This window comes from Rhodococcus sp. SB1D (assembly GCF_048573875.1).
Classification (GTDB): domain Bacteria; phylum Actinomycetota; class Actinomycetes; order Mycobacteriales; family Mycobacteriaceae; genus Rhodococcus_F; species Rhodococcus_F qingshengii.
Genome location: NZ_JBMAIQ010000001.1, coordinates 1,032,220 through 1,049,198, shown reverse-complemented (window position 1 = coordinate 1,049,198; position 16,979 = coordinate 1,032,220). Strand labels below are relative to the sequence as shown.

The following is a 16,979-nucleotide window of genomic DNA, read 5'->3' as shown; positions in this document are numbered from 1 at the left end:
CGCTTTCCCGCCCCCGTGGCGATGTTCGACTCACGATTGCGGGTCGGCAGTCGGCCCGGTTCACCGTTCGCAGGTAGCCTTGTGACCTGTGATGGGACGCCTGCTGGACCGAAGATTGATCGCAATAGTCCTGGTAGTGCTCGCTTTGTTCCTCGCAGCCCTCCTCGCCCCACATCCCACGGTGTCCCAGGTGCGAGAGTGGGCGGACTCGGTTGGCCCGGCGTTTCCCCTCGTGTTCTTCCTGGTTCATTCGACAGTCACCGTCGCGCCGTTCCCGCGCACCGTCTTCACGCTCAGCGCGGGGGTTCTTTTCGGCTCGGTGACCGGCATCGCTCTTACCGTGGCGGCAACGACTGTGAGCGCCGTTCTGGCCCTCTACCTGGTCCGCGCCATCGGCCGCGACGTCGTGTGGCAACGGATTTCGAGTCCGACGATCCGGCGGGTGGACGAGCGGATCGAAAAGCGGGGGTGGCTGGCCGTCGGCTCTCTGCGCTTGATCGCGTTTGTCCCCTTCTCGGTGGTGAACTACTGCTGCGGCATTTCGTCGATCCGGATCGTGCCCTACATCCTTGCCACCGTCGTCGGCATCTTGCCCGGCACTGTTGGGATTGTCGTTCTGGGCGATGCGCTCTCCGGCGAAGCCGATCCTCGTCTCCTGATTCTGTCCGGGATCTGCATTGCGATCGGCATCGCCGGTCTGGTGTTCGACGCTCGCCGTCAGCCTTCACCGGGCGAAACCATCGTTGACAACGGTCAACCTCAAGAGGTTGATTTGATTGAGTCAACCCAAAACGATTGACTATTGAAAGTCAACTATCTAGCATTGACTAATGTTCGTACTGACAGTGGATCAGCGAGGTAGCCGACGCGATGTCGACCGCGTCGGGGACATCATCGACGACATGGCCGATCGCAGGCTCCTGCGGCCGTTCGAGCGCACAGCGGGCGACGAGATTCAAGCGGTGACCGACGATCCGGCGCTACTCGTCCTCGTCGCACTCGAGCTGATTCGGCGCGAGCACTGGAGTGTCGGGATCGGGATCGGTCCCGTCGAGCAGCCTCTCCCACGGCAGACCCGGGCCGGACGCGGACCGGCATTCGAAGCTGCTCGGATCGCCGTCGAGCGAGCCAAGCGAGCTCCGGCCAGAATTGCCGTCGAACAGGCGCCGGCGGATAGCTCACGCGACGAACTCGCCGCAGATGTCGATGCCGCGTTCACCTTGCTCGGAACGATCGTCACGAGACAGACGAAGGACGGACGCGAAGCCATCGCCCTGATGGACAGCGGACTCACTCAGGTCAGCGCAGCGGCCCACCTCGGAATCACCAAACAGGCCATGTCCAAGCGACTCCTGACAGCCGGGTGGCACGCAGAACTCGCCGGGCGCAGACTCGCAGAACGACTTTTGGTCAGACTCCAGCCCTAGACTGCTCACGCTCGCACCGGTACAAACTCGTCGACACAGCAGGGGGCTCGAATACATGGTCGTTCTGGCGTTGATCGCGCTCGCCGTCGCCGCCGCGGCACCAGCAGTTGCAGCGGCACTGGGACCGCTCAGTCGTGGTCGACTGGAAGTCCCCGAATGGGCGTCGTCCGTGGTGGCTCTTCCGGCGCTGGGTGTTGCCGCACTGGCATCGACCCGAACGACCCCGGTCACCGGTTTCGCTCTCGGGGCGACGCTTGTCCTGTGCGTACTTGCCGCCGCCACGGCCGGTGCACCGTTGGTACTTGCCACCTTCAAGATCGCTCGTCGCCAACCGGACGGGAGCCCGGCACCGGACGCCGGACCTCTTCGGGGCGGACGTGTGATCGGCATCCTCGAACGGCTCGCGGTGGCGGCGTCGATTCTCGCAACCTGGCCGGAGGGGATCGCGATCGTCTTGGCAGTCAAGGGGCTCGCACGGTACCCGGAACTTCGTGAACCTCATGCGTCCGAGCAGTTCATCATGGGAACCTTCGTCAGTGTCCTCTGGGCGATCGCCGTATGCGGAACGGGACGGGCACTCATCACGTAGGTGATGAGTGCCCGTCCCGATCAACGTTCGCTACGAGAGGCGCCTACCGGCGCTGGCCGCCCTCCGGCGGCTGATCCTGGTAGGGGTACTTCTGCTGGAATTCTTCGCGTTCGGACGGCAGCGGTAGCTGACCGGGCCAAGGATTTTCACTCTGCTGCGGCAGCGCGGGATCTACGAATCCGGGCTGCTCGGGCGCACTTTCACGGAGGTGCCTGACCGCAGCTGCCGGATCTTCGACGGGAGTACGTGCAGCAACTTCAGCAGCACGGACTGCTTCTGCGATAGCCGGATCGGATTTGGTCTCGAACCACTCCGCCACCTCGGCTGAATCGTCCTCAGGGTTGGGAAGATTCTCTTCGGCGGCCGGCGGCTCGTACCGGAAGACACCGTCCTGCCCCTGCGCGCCAAGCGTTTTCGCAAATCCCTTCAGTGCGTCACCGAAGTCGCTGGGCACGAGCCACACCTTGTTCGCATCGCCTTGCGCCATCTGCGGCAACGTCTGAAGATACTGGTATGCAAGCAATTCCGGAGTCGGCTTACCGGACTTGATAGCAGCAAAAACCTTCTCGATGGCCTTGGCCTCGCCTTGGGCCTGCAAGTACTTGGCCGCGCGGTCACCTTGAGCACGAAGGATCTGGGACTGACGCTCACCCTCGGCGTTGAGGATCGAGGCCTGCTTGTTGCCCTCGGCGGAAAGAATCTGGCTCTGCTTGGCGCCCTCGGCTGTCTTGATAGCGGATTCGCGGTGGCCTTCAGCCGTCAGAATCATCGCGCGCTTCTCGCGGTCCGCCTTCATCTGCTTTTCCATCGACTCCTGGATGGAGGGCGGAGGATCGATGCTCTTGAGTTCGACGCGGGCCACTCGCAGGCCCCAGCGGCCGGTCGCCTCGTCGAGGACACCACGAAGCTGACCATTGATGGAATCACGCGAGGTCAGCGTCTCTTCGAGGGTCATTCCGCCGACGACGTTTCGCAGCGTCGTGGTTGTCAACTGCTCGACGGCAGCGATGTAGTTGCTGATCTCGTACACCGCAGCTTGCGGATTGGTGACCTGGAAGTACACCACCGTGTCGATGGACAGTGTCAGGTTGTCCTGGGTGATCACCGGCTGCGGTGGGAAGGAGACCACCCGCTCACGAAGATCCACCTTGGCGCGCACACGATCGGCGAACGGGATCAAGAACGTGAGCTGCCCGGACACCGTCTTCGAATACCTACCGAGCCGCTCGATCACCGCGGCTTCTGCCTGCGGTACCAGTGCTACCGACTTCGCGACCACCAAGATCACGAATAGCACCAACACACCGAGCACTATGAGTGCTGCCATTAAGGTCCCCTCCAGACGACTGCTGTTGCGCCGTTGATTTCCATCACCGTCACCTTGGTGCCCGGCGGGTACACCTCGGTGGTGTCGTACGGCCTGGCAGTCCACACCTCGCCGTCCAACTTGACCTGCCCGGAATGCTCGCCCACTTCTTCCAGAACCAGAGCGTGCTTACCTTCGAGTGCCTGTATTCCGGTCGGGGTCGGCGGCGGACTACCGAAGCGACGCAACATGATCGGTCGCACGCCCAGGACGAGGGCGGCGGAGAACACTCCGAACATGACGGCGTCGACCCACACCGGGAAGTCGGTGACAGCACTGACACCGGCAGTAGCGAGCGCCCCACCGGCGAGCATCAGCAGGAAGAAATCCCCCACCAGCGCTTCGGCCCCGGCGAGCACCAGTGCTCCGATCAGCCAAATAAGTGCAGCCACAACACCATCTAACCAGAATGTGTGACCCAGGCCGCCGCTACGTCAGTTCGGCTCGGTAACGAAATCGACAAGTTGTTCGACTGCACCGATCAAAGGAGCTTCCAGATCGCGGAAGCTCTCGACCGAGTTGTAGACCCGCCGCCAGCCCTCCTGAGGTGTCCCCCAGCCCAGTTCGCGGCAGATTCCCGTCTTCCAATCCTCGCCGCGTGGAATCTTCGGCCAGGAGGCGATTCCGACAGATTTGGGACGAACGGCCTCCCACACGTCGATGTACGGGTGCCCGGTCACCAACACGTCCGGGCCGAAGCCCTGAGTCAGTTGGGTTTCCTTGGAACCGGTGACCAGGTGGTCGACCAGGACCCCGACGCGGCGGCCGGGACCAGGCCCGAATTCGGCAAGCCGCTCCCCCAGATTGTCGAGTCCTTCGAGATGTTCGACGACAACACCTTCGACGCGAAGATCGTGACCCCACACCCGCTCGACGAGCGCAGCATCGTGTACTCCCTCCACCCAGATCCGGCTGGGCAGTGCCGTGCGTGCACGTAAGCCTTCGACTCGGGTCGAACCCGAAGCCGACCGTGCGGGTTTGGTGGACGCGGGCTTGGGGGCCGGCCGTACGAGGGTGACCGGTGAGCCGTCGATGAGGAAGGCCGCCTCGCGCATCGCGAACAACCGCGTCCGGGAACGACCGTCCTCGAGCCGCACGAAATCGCCGTCGTACGTGCGCTCGAAACCGACTACCGCACCGCAGAATCCCGTCGCCGCATCCTCGACGACAAGATCACGCTCGGCCGCCACTTCAGGCGTCACGCGCTTCTGTTTGCGGGTATGACCCGCAAAAATGTCACCGTATCCGTTGCCACCGCTCACGCCGGATCACGCTAGGTCACAACGCCGGGGCCGCGCATGTCGCCACGCCGAACTAAACTTCACGGTCATGAGTTCTCCCAGCGCAACCCTCACCGTGTGGGCAGCGTCATGGCTCGCCGGCGACGCTGCGCCGGACGACGTCATCGACGCCCTTGCCGCGTGGGCACCGATGCACCTGATCGGCGCCGCCGATGCGGAAACCGCGGTCCGCCACGATCTCGAATGGCCGGGAGTCACGGCTTCCGGTGTGCCCACCCTGCTCAGAATCGCGCGCTCGGAGGCTGCCGAGGTCCGCCTGGTCCTTCCCACGGCCGGTGATGTACGTGGTCTGCCCACCGGGACCGAGTTCGCGCGCGCTGCGATCGCAACGGGTGAAGGGATACAGATCGGCGCCGTCGGCAAGCCGGGAGTCGGACTCGTGCCGTCGAAGGAAGGCCCGGACGTCTTGCGATGGACGGTCTTCTCCATTCCCACTGTGGCGGGCAGCGCCGAATCGATCGGACTCCGCGAAGCCGAATACGAACTGCGCCAAGCTGTTCGGGACGCAGCCGAGGTGCTCGGCGGGCTTCCGGCCGTAGCCACCGGAATGCCTGGAAACGACGCTCGCACGCTGGTCGCCGAAGCCCTGCAGGCACAGGCCGGACACCGCTGGCCGTCGACACTGTCACCTCGGCATTTGCAGGTGATCGACACCGCCGACAACGTGGCAGCCATTCTCACCGTGGCTGCGTCGGTATCGACCAATCAGGCCCCGAGCGTGTCTACTGCGCAGAGGCGTGACGACCTGCTGCGACGACTGTGGGACGTTGTTCGCACTGCCCGTGTCGCGTCGGCGAACAGCGTGTCGATCAGAGCTTGAGCACGAAGTTCCGGCGTTTCTCGGCAAACCCGTTGCGGTCACCGAACATGTCGATCTTCATCTCTTCGAGCTCACGCTCCTCGTAGGGCTCCACCGGATCACGTTCCAGTCGAAGACGTTTGCACTCCAGCATCGATTCCAGCCGATCTCCTTCGAGCAAGTCGGTGGCGACCTCGCGCAACCACGCCTCGAACAGATCCGGCCGCCTGGGGCCGATCGCGTCGACAAGTCCGATGTCCAAGGCTCGACGGATGCCGATCGCACTGCACTCGGCCAGCAGACTGCGGGCCTGCTGCTCGCCGACCCGAGCCGGAAGTGTGTACGTGTGCAGTTCCGAGCCGAACAGGCCCATCGTGGCGTAATGAGGATTGAGAACCACACCGTCCCTGGCCACGACTACGTCGGCTCCAAGCGGGAGCATGACCCCGCCGGCACCGGCGTTGCCTGTGAATGCCGCCACCACAACCTGTTCCGTACAGGTGACGATCGCTTTCGCGATCTGGTTGATGGCTTTGATGTTGGCCCACGCTTCTCCGGCTTGATCCGACGCGGCCTCGATGACATTGAGGTGGATACCGTTGCTGAATCTGTCGTAGTCACCCGTCAGGACAAGGATCTTGGTGTCCTGCGCGATCGCCCAGCGGAGCCTGGAGGTCAGTCGCGCGCATTGCTTCGTACTCATCGCACCGTTGTAGAAGCGGAACGAGAGATATCCGATTTCGCCGTCGCGGTGATAGTCGGTCTCGGGGTAACGACTCTCCCAGACCTGTGGAACGAACACGTCCGGACGTACGACCGCGGTCGACGGAAGTTTGACATTGCCGGCGCCGACGAGCCGCGCATGTCCGATCCAAACGGAGCCCGCACCGGTGGCAACACGTATTGCCTGGTGGAAGTACTCGACGATGGTGCCGGGCGCTGCGTCGACGTGGGTATCGAGGTGAGCGTCGTAGACGTAGACCCGGTCGAGCCCCAACTGAACGGCGACGCCGGGAAACCCGTCGGCGGCGTTGACGGCGCGGACGATGCTCGACGCGTCTTGCTCCCAGCTGAAAACGCGATCGGCCTGTTTCATGCTGGGCCTCGATCGGGTCGAAGCCACGGGCCGCGCAACTAGGTCCGATGGGATCGCCTGGAAGTCAGGAGTACGGAAATGTTCGACGACCTCCGTAATGCACTCCATCGCCGCGTCGGTGACTTCCTCGTTGTATACCGAGGATTTGGTTGCCCCGTTCCGGAGTTCGAACGTCCGCCAGGCCCACACCGGCCCGGCGTCGAGTTCCTCAGCGGCCTGCAATGCCGTGACACCCCAGATCGGTTCGCCATCCGTTATCGCCCAGTCCAGCGACGACGGCCCGCGATCTCCGGGCGGGCCGGGATGGATGATGATCGTTGTCCACCGCTGCCAAACAGATTCCGGGACATAGGCTTTCAAGAACGGGCAGATGACGAGGTCAAAATCTCCCGAAGAAGTCGCGGCCAGCACTGCGTCCGCGTCGGCGACGACGGCTGTACGGACTTGGTGTCCCGCCTCGCGAAGAACAAGACCGGCCCGCTGCGAGAGACCGTTGTCGGAGGTGACGAGAAGAAGCACGCTCAACGGTGGCGCGGAAGTCGTAAGTGAGCGTGAGCGCCGGAACAGCGCCGCCGTCGCCGCTCGCAGACGGCCCCTGCCCGATACACCTTCACGTAGCTTCGCCGTTGCTACATCGCTGGAAATAGCCACAGAAGTCGCGAGCGCGGCCGATTTGGGCATCGGTCGTACTTCGGGGGTCGAAACCATGAATTCCTGCTCGCATGCTCGGGTATCTGCAACGCAGACCAGACTCCCCCCAGAGCAGGACCGACGCACCGATAGATTGATTGAGGTATTTAGGGACTTTATACCTACCGTCGGTTTGTTTCAATAGCTATTTTCAAGCAAACCGCTTGATCGATCAACCCACAGACTTGTGATTGATCGCGATATGGCGGTCGATGCGAATATGTTCATCCAGCGTCGGGTAGCGCAAACCGGTGTCCTGGCTGTACCCCTGACGGCGCAACCAATCCAGGACGTCGCCCCAGAACCAGATCCCCCCGGCAACCGAGTTGTACGGAATCGGGAAAGGCGTAGCCGCCTGCCGGACCCCTCGCACCCACTGCCCGACAGCTTGCCGCGTCACCCCCGCACGGTCGGCAATGTCCTGACGTGACACCAGATCGGGATGTGTCCGCTGGGGACGCACGCCTGCAGCCACCAACTGGTCCACCACGGTGATAGCCGTTGTCGCCGCTCGCATACCTTCCGAGGTGAGCGTCAGCAGCTGCAGCCCGCGCCGGTCCTCGACCCTTCCGCCCAAGCTCTCTTCGATCGCCTGCTCTTGCGAGACTGTCAGCATCTGAACGATGAATGTGAATTCGTAACGGTGATAGAGGTCTTCGGCCACGCAATGAACATAGCCGTAAGCTGCACTGTTTCCACATGGACACACCCGGGTCACGCCCCCGCACGCACAATGGGCAGATGATCGACGTGGACGACAGCCAGTTCGAGGACATGGTCAAGCGGGCGCTCGACAGCCTGCCACCGAAATTGGGTGCGGAGATGGCCAATGTCGCAGTGACCGTTCAACTCGAAGGTGGACGACCGGGGCTACTCGGGCTGTATCAGGGCATCCCACTGACCAAGAGAACCACCACGTACGCCGGCGTCCTTCCCGACCGCATCACGATCTACCGCAGGGCCATCTGTGCGATCTGCAGCACCGAAGACGAGGTGATCGAGCAAGTTCGCCGAACAGTGATCCACGAAATCGGCCACCACTTCGGGATCGGAGATCCCCGGTTGCGTGAACTCGGATGGTGACAACCGACTCATCTACAAGTCGGAAATCAGCTAGAGGTTGATAATCGGCGAATTGTCATGTCAGCTGTACCAAGCCCGCAACAATTGAACACTTACAGGAGTTCGCATGGTCAATTTGATCCAGATCGCCCCGAAGAATGCCCCGACGTTCGCGATGAGCCGACAGAAGGCCGCAGAACTGCTGGGCATCTCGGTCGACAGCGTCGCGTTTCTCCTCAAGTCTCGCTATCTCCCGGATCTGGACGCCGGTCGGTTGATCAAGATGGCCAACCAGCCCTGGTTGTACTCGGACGGCGACTTTCCCGTCCTTCAGCAGGGCGCATCCGAACTTGCCCCCAAGAAGATGCTGCCCGCACGTAAGTACATCGGCGAGAGCGCAATTCACTCCGACGCCGAATGCGTGGAGGCCAACCAGGGGCAGTGGGCGGGATTCAACGTCGACCATGTGCTCGGCGCCCGCTTCCTGCCTGTGACGCTGCGCAAGTTTCCGGTGTCGGTGCTGCAGATCCACGACGTCAACGACGACGACGAAGAACGCGTCTCGTTTGTCGCTACCCTCGCCGGGCGAGTCCGCGAACTGGGCGCGCCCGAACTCAACTACATAGACCCGTCACTGAGCCCCGAGGATCGACAGATCGTCGAGACGCTCCTCACCTCTCGCAGCACGTCCACCGTTCCCGGGCCCTGCGGAAAGCTCAAGCATCCGAACACCTGAGCGCCGGACCGTCAGCGGGGACGCTGAACGGCCGCGCAGCAATTGACCGCACACGAGAGACCGTTGGTGGTCGAGCCGAGCAGCGGCTCGACCCCCAGTCGCAGTGGCTGCTCGGCCTCGGCCAGTTCCCGAACGAGCGTGGGCACCAGCTGCGCGAAACGCTGATCGCGGCCGGGCGTTGCTGCCCGAACGAAATCCATCCCGAGTTCGGCTGCCTTGTCCTTGGCCTCGGTGTCCAGGTCCCACACCACTTCGAGGTGATCGGAGACGAAACCGACGGGGCATACGATCACGGCGCGAACATCTTTGGCGGACAACGTATCCAGGTGATCACAGATGTCGGGGTCCAGCCACGGAACCTGCGGCGGGCCTGATCGCGACTGCCACACCAGATCGAAATCCTCGACGCCGACGGCCTCGGCAACCAACTTCGCGGCCTCGGCGACCTGTCGACTGTAGAGGTTTCCGCCCTCTGCCGGCGGCCCTGCATTGCGGTCTGCGGCACTCGGTACCGAATGCGCGGTGAACACCAGGCGCGCAGTATCGCGAGTCGCTTCGGGCAACTCTGCGCGGGCCGCGCGCACACCGTCGGCGAACGCGCCGACGACCAGCGGATGGTCGTAGTACTGGCGAAGTTTTGTCAGCGTCGGTGCGCCGTCACCGACCGCCTCACGGGCACGGGCGATGTCCTCGTGGTACTGCCGACATCCGGAGTAACCACCCCACGCCGACGTGGCGAACACGGCGGCGTTGCGGACACCGTCCTCGCGCATCTTGGCAACGGTGTCTTCGACCATCGGGTGCCAGTTGCGGTTGCCGAAGTACACGGGCAAATCCACGCCGGCTGCTGCCAGCTCACCTTCGACCCGTTCGATCAGGTCTCGGTTGAGCGCGTTGATGGGCGAAACTCCACCGAAATGCATGTAGTGCTCGACAACGGCGTCGAGCCGCTCCGGTGGCACTCCCCTACCGCGCGTGACGTTTTCGAGGAACGGCCGTACGTCTTCGGGTTTTTCGGGACCGCCGAACGACAAAACGAGAAGAGCATCGAACTGCATGTCCATACTTACGGTCATGAGTTCAATCTTGCGCGATGCCGTTCGGCGGGAGTCACCCGGGTACTCACCTGCGTAGTAGAAGGGGTGCTACTAGCCGACCATCGCGTGGAAGCCGCCGTCGACGTAGATGATCGACGCGGTCGTGCCGGGCAACCAATCCGAGAGAACGGTGCAGACCGTTTTGGCGACCGGCTCGCGATCGTCGACGTCCCAGCCGATGGGCGCAGCACCGTCCCATGCGGTGTTCAGCTTGTCCAACTCCGCGCCCGGACCGGTGCTGTCGCCGGCAATGGCCTTGGCGGCCAGGGTCTTGATCGGGCCGGAGGACACCAGGTTCGAGCGGATGCCGCGGACGCCGACCTCTTTGGCCACGTACCGATTGACGGCCTCGAGGGTTGCCTTGGAGACACCCATCCAGTTGTAGAAGGGCATTGCGCGTGCCGGATCGAAGTCCATTCCGACGATGGACGCGTTGTCGTTGAGCACCGGCAGCAAGGCCTTGGCCAGTGCGCTGTACGAGTAGGCGGACACCTCGAGTGCGACCGCCACGTCTTCCCACGGCGCGTCCATGAACGGGCTTCCCAGGCAGGAGCGGGGAGCGAAGCCGATCGAGTGGACGACTCCGTCGATACCCTCGGGAGCCAGCTCGCGCACACGCTCGGCGAGAGAGGCGAGATCCTCCGAGCTCTGGACGTTGAGCGAGATTGCCGGCGGCACGGGCTGCGGCAGGCGCTGGGCGATGCGGTCGATGAGGCGCAGACGATCGAATCCGGTGATCAGTACCTTCGCGCCCTGCTCCTGCGCGACCTTGGCCACGTGGAACGCGATCGACGAATCGGTGATGATGCCGGTGACAAGAATGGTCTTACCCTCGAGCAAGCCGCCCATGAGATGTCCTCCTGATTTCAGACGTACGAGAAAGGTGTGTGTACGAAAAGCGGGTCAGTGCCCCATGCCGAGTCCACCGTCGACGGGGATCACCGCACCCGAGACGTAGGCCGAATCGTCGGAGGCGAGGAAACTGACAACTGCTGCAACATCTTCCGGCTTTCCGGTCCGCTGCAACGGGATGAACTCGGTGGCCTTGTCCTTGACGTCGTCGCCCAGTGCTGCCGTCATGTCGGTCTCGATGAACCCGGGAGCGACGACGTTGGCGGTGATCGAACGTGAGCCGAGTTCCCTTGTCAGGGAACGAGCGATACCGACGATGCCTGCTTTGGACGCGGCGTAGTTGACCTGGCCGGCTTGTCCTGCCAGACCCACCACAGAGCCGAGGAAGATGAACCGTCCGAAACGCGCGCGCAGCATCGAACGGGTCGCACGCTTCGAGAGGCGGAACGTACCGGTGAGGTTCGCGTCGACGACGCTCGTGAACTGCTCTTCGCTCATTCGCATGATCAGTGTGTCGTCGGTGACGCCGGCATTGGCGACGATGACCTCGACCGGCCCCTGGTGCGCTTCGACCTCTTTGAACGCACGGTCGATCGACTCGGTGTCGGTGACGTCGCACACGACGCCGAACAACCCTTCGGGGACACCGGAACCGCGGTGCGTGACGGCTACCTTGTGGCCGTCTGCGGCGAGCCGCTGTGCGACGGCCAAGCCGATTCCGCGGTTACCGCCGGTGACGAGCACCGAGCGAGGTGTGGTGACGGTCCGTTCGGAAACCACTGTCGTGGGAGGGGTAGACATGGCGATCAACCTATCAATTCTCTGCGGGCCGCGTACCAGCGGTATTTGGACAATTCGGAACTGCTCTCGATCAGGGCAGACGCTGCCTGCGTACCAGGGCAATCGTCAGACCAGCGGTCGCGAACACGACGCCGAGGACCAACCACGGTCGACTCGCGTCTCCTCGTGTCGTCTCGAAACCGATCTGCTCTTCGAGCGTGTCGTACACCTGGCGCAGTTCTTCGAGGCTCGATGCCGTGAAGAAACTTCCGCCGGAAAGGTTGGCGATCTCCTTCAATGACGCGTCGTCGACCGGGACGGGGATTCGGTCTCCTTCGATCTCGACTCGCCCGTATGTCGTTCCGAAGGAAATGGTCGAGATCGGAACGCCCTTGTCCTTGGCCTGACGGGCAGCGGTGAATCCGCCCCGCGGATCGTCCGAGTTTTCGGGAACGGTCTGCTTACCGTCGGACAGCAACACGATGCGCGCCGGTGGCGCCTGGTCGCTGCCGCCGAGAACAGCCGACAGCGTGTCGATCGACTGCAACGAGGTGAAGATCGCTTCGCCCGTCGCCGTTCGCTCACTGAGCTTGAGGTTGTCGATGGCGACCTTCGTCGCGTCACGATTCGTGGTGGGCGACACCAGAACCGAAGCGGTTCCGGCAAATGCGACCAACCCGAGGTTGATGCCGGGAGTCAGACCGTCGGCGAACGACTTCGCAGCTTCCTGCGCTGCTGCCAATCGCGTCGGCTCGACGTCGGTGGCCTGCATCGACAGCGACACGTCGATCACGAGGATCACCGTGGCACGGTTTCGCGGGACCTTCTTGTCTGCCGTCGGACCGGCAAGGGCGACGGTGAAGAACACCAATGCGATGACCATCAGAATCGCCGGAATATGACGCCACCGCCCGGGCCGCGAAGGCGCGACCTTCTCCAACAGTGCGAAGTTCGTGAACCGAAGTGTGTGCTTGGCTCGCTGCTTCTGCACGAGTACGTAACCGACCACCAACGCGGCGATGACAGCGAGGAACAGCAGCCACCACGGTGCGGTGAATTGAGAAAGACTCACGAACGAACGCCCCCAGTTCCGGCGCCGGCACCATAACTGTGTCGGCGTGCCGAGATGAATCTCACGACGTCGGCGATCCAGTCCCGATCGGTGTGCAGGGACATGAGCGGTGCGCCGCAACGACGTAGAGCTTGCCTGACCTCGACGCGGTGCTCGGCGGCGACTCTGGCGAAGTCGGCGCGCAGTTGCGGCGTCGTGGTGAATTCTCTGGTCCGGCCGGACTCGGGATCGTGGAGCACCACGTCGCCCACGTCGGGCAGTTCGAGGTCTCGCGGATCGACCACTTCCACACCGAGCACGTCGTGCCGTCCTGAAATGGCGCGGAGCGAGCGTTCCCAGTCGATCGGTCCGAGGAAGTCGCTGATGACGACCGCGAGTCCGCGCCGACGCTGTGGGCGTCTGAGCGCTTCGATCGCGCCGACCAGATCACCGCGTACCCCGTCCGGCGCGTGCGGAGTCGTCGCGATCTTGCGGAGCATCGCCTGTGCGTGAATTCGCCCACCGCGGGCCGGAATTCGAGTTGTCTGTGCGCCGGTCGAGATGATGGCGCCGACGCGGTTACCGCCCGAACTGGTCAGGTGAGTGATCGCCGCGGCTGCGGCGACGACCAGGTCGCGCTTCTCGCATCCGGCGGTCCCGAAGTCGAGACTTGCGGACAAGTCGATGACGAGCCACGTCTCGAGCTCACGATCTGCGACCGACTGACGCACGTGTGGGTGCGTCGTCCGTGCGGTGACGGACCAGTCCATCTGCCGCACGTCGTCGCCCGGCTGATACTCGCGGGCATCTCCCGGCTCCGAACCCGGACCGGGAATCAGGCCGAGATGATCGCCGTGCAGCACACCGTCGAGGCGGCGGCGAACCGTCAGCTCGAGGGTGCGCAGCGCAGCGGTGAGTTTGGGGTCGCTGAGCTCGCCGGATCGGAACGACGGCGGAGAACCGGTGGATCCGGCGGGTGTCGCCTGGCCACCGTCGCGGCCTTCGGTCACTGCGGGCGACTCATCGTCTCAGCGGTCGCGATCGGCGCGCCGTTGCCCTGCGGATTAGCTGTGCCCTGTGGGTTAGCTGTGCCCGGTGCGTTGAACTGCGGTGCTTGCGGTGCGCCCTGCTGGGGCGGTCCGGGAACGGTAGGAACCGGCCGCGCGGCGATCTGCGGCAGTCCGACGGTCTGCAGCACCCGGGCGATGACGGCGTCGGGAGTCACCTCGTCGGCCATGGCGTCGTAGGAAAGAACGAGGCGGTGACGCAACACGTCCGGGATCACCTCGATGACGTCCTGCGGCACTACGTAGTCGCGCCCGCGGACGAGAGCGAGGGCCCGCGACGCGGCGATGATGCCGAGCGTCGCGCGGGGTGAGGCGCCGTACGCGATCCAGCCGGCGACGTCCTCGAGTCCGACCTCACGCGGCGTACGCGTGGCGGCGATGACCCGGACAACGTAATCGACGAGCGCGTGGTGAACGAAGACGTTGCTGGCGACGCGTTGGAGCCTGACCAACTCCTCCGGACCGAGGATCTGGTGCGGCTCCGGGGCCGCGACGCCCATCCGGTAGACGATTTCGCGTTCTTCCTCCACTGTCGGGTAATCGACGAGGATCTTGAACAGGAAGCGGTCGCGCTGCGCTTCGGGGAGCGGGTAGACGCCCTCGTTCTCGATGGGGTTCTGCGTCGCCATCACCAGGAACGGATCGGGCATGTGGTACCGCTTGCCACCGATCGAGACGTGGCGTTCTGCCATCACCTCGAGGAGCGCGGACTGCACCTTGGCCGGGGCACGGTTGATCTCGTCGGCCAACACGAAGTTGGCGACGACGGGGCCGAGTTCGGTGTCGAACTCCTCGCGGCCCTGACGGTAGATGCGCGTGCCGATCAGGTCGGTGGGCACCAGGTCCGGGGTGAACTGGACGCGGGAGAACGAACCGCCGACGACCTTCGCGAAAGTCTCGACGGCCAGCGTCTTGGCGACACCGGGTACTCCTTCGAGGAGGACGTGCCCCTTGGCGAGAAGTCCGACGAGAATGCGCTCGACAAGCCGGTCCTGCCCGACGATGACTCGCTTGACCTCGTAAATCGCTCGTTCCAAGGTCTGAACGTCGGCTGCCAGGGAAGGTGCTGCTCCGTCCGCACTTCCACTCGCCTTGCTTACGTCGACCGTTCCGACCGAATCTTCACGTGAGGTCACCAAGAATCCATCGCTTTCACCTAGAAAAGTACCGACAGTAACGTGTTCCCCGTCAACTATTCCAGGTAGTTGCGCTCGATGCCGTAACACCACGTCGGGAACTTGATACTTCCCTGACAATGCGGGTGTCAGTGGCATTTCCTCTGACGGTCAGGACACCAGTCGGACGGCGTACGGCGTCATTCCACCCCACCGAACCGGTGAGACCATGACACTCGAACCGGATTGTGGTGCCTCGAGCATCTGACCGTTACCGAGGTAGAGCGCCACGTGTTGGCTGGCGTTGGGGCCGTAGAAGATCATGTCGCCGCGCTTCATCTCCGAAGACGGAACCTGAGTGCCTGCGGTGTACTGGTAGCCGGTGTAGTGCGGCAGCGAGATCCCGATGCCGGCAAAGGCATAAATCATCAAGCCGGAGCAGTCGAACCCGACCTTGTTGAAGTCGCCGTAACTGTCAGCGACGCCGCCGTCACGGATGCCTCGCGTCGGACCGTTCTCGTCGCCGCCGCCCCAGGCATACTGCACGCCTAGCTGAGACATTCCGCGGTCGATGACGGATTCGATTGCAGCGCTTCCGGTGACGGAAGGCTTCGGAGTGGTGGGTTTCGGCGTCGTCGGCTTCGGGGTGGTGGGCTTGGGCGTCGTGACCGTTTCCTCGTCGGTGCCGGTCTCTTCGTCCGTGCCTGTTTCCTCGTCGGTCCCTGTTTCTTCGTCAGTCCAGGTGTCGTCGTCCGGGATGACGGTCGGAGTCGGGTCTTCGACCGCGGTGTGCGGACGCTGGGCTGCTGCCAGTGCGGCAGCTCGATCCTTGGCTGCCTGGTCGGCTGCGGCACGGGCGGCGGCCTGAGCGGCCGCTTCCTTGGCAGCGGCTTCGAGAGCCTTCTGATGAGCTTCCTCGGCGCGGCGCTGTTCGTCCCAGGTCGCGTATGCCTGGCGTTGACCCTGCAAGCCGGCGACGGCGTTGCGGGCGGCGTCGAGCTGAGCCTGGGCAGAGTTGCGCTCGGCTTCGATCGCGGCCTTCTTGGCTACCTGCTGATCGAGAGCGTTGCGCGCGATCTGAATCGCTTGCTCCGCCAGATCCTTCAGCTGCGCGGCGACCTCGGCGGCGGCATCGGCCTGCTGCTTGGCCTGGCGGGTCGCGGAATCCTTGTTCGCCTGCTCGGTACGTGCTCGCTGGAGACCGTCGAGCACTGCACTCTGCGTATTGGCGAGAAGCTTGAGGACCTGGGCGCGGTCGAGAACGTCGCCAGGACCCTTGGCGTCGAGGAACGACGAGATCGACGCAGTATTGGTGCCCTTGACATAGCTCGAGCGTGCGTAACTGTCGAAGTCCGTCTGAGCGACCTCGATCTGCGCCGACGCGTCCTTCAGAGCTTGTTTCGTGACTCCGACGGCCTGCGCTGCGGAGTCTGCGGCGCCGCGAGCGTTCTGCAGATCCACGAGAGTCTTGTTGACGTCTTCACGCTTGATCGCAACTTCGTTGTCGAGTGCCGACAACTGTTCGTTTGCCGATGCGACTTGATTGATGAGCGCGCTGACGGTGCCGACGCTCGACGAGACCTGCGAATCTGCCGCGGCGATATCCGAGTCACTCGGATTCGGCGGCGGTGGCGGTACGGCCGAGGACATGGCCGGCGTCCCGACGATCAGGGATCCGACGACGCCGAATCCGATGACCAGTTGCGCCAGGCGCATCGATTTACGGGAAGGACCACGACGGGACTCGCCGCCACGTGTTACTTGCCTCACAAATAACTCTCCCTCGCGTGTAACGCCACGGCCCGCTGGGTCGCCGATCCGTGCGGGGAGGGAATGCGCAGACCAAGCACCGGTCGCCCACAGCCCGAGAGCTGCTCGTCGACCTGGACGTGTCGTACGAACGCCACCGTCGACACCTCGAGAACGAGGCAACCGACAAGTACGCGTCGAA

18 protein-coding genes are annotated in these 16,979 nt (G+C 63.6%); 6 read left to right on the top strand and 12 right to left on the bottom strand.

The genetic code is table 11. The features are described 5' to 3' along the window. Positions 1 to 91 precede the first annotated feature (91 nt). From ACN50D_RS04920 to ACN50D_RS04910, 3 genes are read left to right on the top strand one after another with little or no spacing between them, the layout of a single operon-like run. Entirely contained in the window at positions 92 to 799 is a 708-nt protein-coding gene (locus tag ACN50D_RS04920; protein ID WP_193595753.1) for a TVP38/TMEM64 family protein, read from the top strand. A 31-nt stretch (positions 800 to 830) separates the two neighbouring features. Beyond that, a complete protein-coding gene (locus ACN50D_RS04915) occupies positions 831 to 1,427 on the top strand; it encodes a hypothetical protein (RefSeq protein WP_003944858.1) in 597 nt (198 codons plus the stop codon). 55 nt (positions 1,428 to 1,482) lie between these two features. Continuing rightward, a complete protein-coding gene (locus tag ACN50D_RS04910; RefSeq protein WP_003944797.1) occupies positions 1,483 to 2,016 on the top strand; it encodes a hypothetical protein in 534 nt (177 codons plus the stop codon). A gap of 43 nt (positions 2,017 to 2,059) precedes the next feature. Here ACN50D_RS04910 and ACN50D_RS04905 read toward each other — a convergent pair whose 3' ends face one another. The 3 genes from ACN50D_RS04905 to ACN50D_RS04895 are packed head-to-tail and all read right to left on the bottom strand — an operon-like array spanning position 2,060 to position 4,644. Further along, positions 2,060 to 3,343, bottom strand: a complete 1,284-nt coding sequence (locus ACN50D_RS04905; RefSeq protein WP_003944935.1) for an SPFH domain-containing protein — start codon at positions 3,341 to 3,343, stop codon at positions 2,060 to 2,062. Next, positions 3,343 to 3,774 (bottom strand): NfeD family protein, encoded by a 432-nt coding sequence (locus ACN50D_RS04900; protein ID WP_003944877.1) that lies wholly within the window; start codon positions 3,772 to 3,774, stop codon positions 3,343 to 3,345. Before ACN50D_RS04900 ends, ACN50D_RS04905 begins: the two co-directional genes overlap by 1 nt. Positions 3,775 to 3,816: 42 nt before the next feature. Next, entirely contained in the window at positions 3,817 to 4,644 is an 828-nt protein-coding gene (locus tag ACN50D_RS04895; protein WP_211920181.1) for a DUF3097 domain-containing protein, read from the bottom strand. Positions 4,645 to 4,711: 67 nt separating this feature from the next. Here ACN50D_RS04895 and ACN50D_RS04890 point away from each other — a divergent pair, with 67 nt between their 5' ends. Then, on the top strand, positions 4,712 to 5,503 hold the full coding sequence (locus ACN50D_RS04890) for a hypothetical protein (protein ID WP_007727857.1): 792 nt from the start codon (positions 4,712 to 4,714) through the stop codon (positions 5,501 to 5,503). Here ACN50D_RS04890 and ACN50D_RS04885 read toward each other — a convergent pair. Beyond that, positions 5,493 to 7,286: an enoyl-CoA hydratase-related protein gene (locus tag ACN50D_RS04885; protein ID WP_211920183.1), complete on the bottom strand. Its 1,794-nt coding sequence runs from the start codon at positions 7,284 to 7,286 to the stop codon at positions 5,493 to 5,495. The genes ACN50D_RS04890 and ACN50D_RS04885 overlap by 11 nt on opposite strands. A gap of 154 nt (positions 7,287 to 7,440) precedes the next feature. Next, positions 7,441 to 7,932 carry a hypothetical protein gene (locus ACN50D_RS04880; RefSeq protein ID WP_030536391.1) on the bottom strand — a complete coding sequence of 164 codons (492 nt, stop codon included), beginning with the start codon at positions 7,930 to 7,932 and terminating at the stop codon, positions 7,441 to 7,443. A gap of 77 nt (positions 7,933 to 8,009) precedes the next feature. On the opposite strand from ACN50D_RS04880, the gene ACN50D_RS04875 reads away from it, so the two are divergent. Beyond that, on the top strand, positions 8,010 to 8,351 hold the full coding sequence (locus tag ACN50D_RS04875; protein ID WP_003944783.1) for a metallopeptidase family protein: 342 nt from the start codon (positions 8,010 to 8,012) through the stop codon (positions 8,349 to 8,351). Positions 8,352 to 8,457: 106 nt separating this feature from the next. Next, positions 8,458 to 9,066 (top strand): transcriptional regulator, encoded by a 609-nt coding sequence (locus tag ACN50D_RS04870; RefSeq protein WP_007727873.1) that lies wholly within the window; start codon positions 8,458 to 8,460, stop codon positions 9,064 to 9,066. Positions 9,067 to 9,077: 11 nt separating this feature from the next. Here ACN50D_RS04870 and ACN50D_RS04865 read toward each other — a convergent pair whose 3' ends face one another. The 7 genes from ACN50D_RS04865 to ACN50D_RS04835 all read right to left on the bottom strand — a co-directional run bounded on the left by ACN50D_RS04865 (position 9,078) and on the right by ACN50D_RS04835 (position 16,744). Beyond that, positions 9,078 to 10,130 (bottom strand): ferrochelatase, encoded by a 1,053-nt coding sequence (locus ACN50D_RS04865; protein ID WP_007727874.1) that lies wholly within the window; start codon positions 10,128 to 10,130, stop codon positions 9,078 to 9,080. An 84-nt stretch (positions 10,131 to 10,214) separates the two neighbouring features. Beyond that, positions 10,215 to 11,012 carry an NADH-dependent enoyl-ACP reductase InhA gene (inhA, locus tag ACN50D_RS04860; RefSeq protein ID WP_003944803.1) on the bottom strand — a complete coding sequence of 266 codons (798 nt, stop codon included), beginning with the start codon at positions 11,010 to 11,012 and terminating at the stop codon, positions 10,215 to 10,217. A gap of 54 nt (positions 11,013 to 11,066) precedes the next feature. After that, a complete protein-coding gene (fabG1, locus tag ACN50D_RS04855; protein ID WP_007727875.1) occupies positions 11,067 to 11,816 on the bottom strand; it encodes a 3-oxoacyl-ACP reductase FabG1 in 750 nt (249 codons plus the stop codon). 70 nt (positions 11,817 to 11,886) lie between these two features. Continuing rightward, positions 11,887 to 12,867, bottom strand: coding sequence for a VWA domain-containing protein (locus tag ACN50D_RS04850; protein WP_003944878.1), 981 nt, complete (start codon positions 12,865 to 12,867; stop codon positions 11,887 to 11,889). Beyond that, a complete protein-coding gene (locus tag ACN50D_RS04845; RefSeq protein ID WP_003944991.1) occupies positions 12,864 to 13,856 on the bottom strand; it encodes a DUF58 domain-containing protein in 993 nt (330 codons plus the stop codon). The genes ACN50D_RS04850 and ACN50D_RS04845 overlap by 4 nt, the downstream gene beginning before the upstream one ends. Next, complete coding sequence (locus ACN50D_RS04840; protein WP_003944917.1) at positions 13,853 to 15,049, bottom strand: AAA family ATPase; 1,197 nt, start codon at positions 15,047 to 15,049, stop codon at positions 13,853 to 13,855. The genes ACN50D_RS04845 and ACN50D_RS04840 overlap by 4 nt, the downstream gene beginning before the upstream one ends. 150 nt (positions 15,050 to 15,199) lie before the next feature. Beyond that, the gene (locus ACN50D_RS04835) at positions 15,200 to 16,744 is read right to left on the bottom strand and encodes an NlpC/P60 family protein (RefSeq protein WP_211920185.1); all 1,545 of its coding nucleotides are present in this window, start codon (positions 16,742 to 16,744) and stop codon (positions 15,200 to 15,202) included. Positions 16,745 to 16,979: the final 235 nt, after the last annotated feature.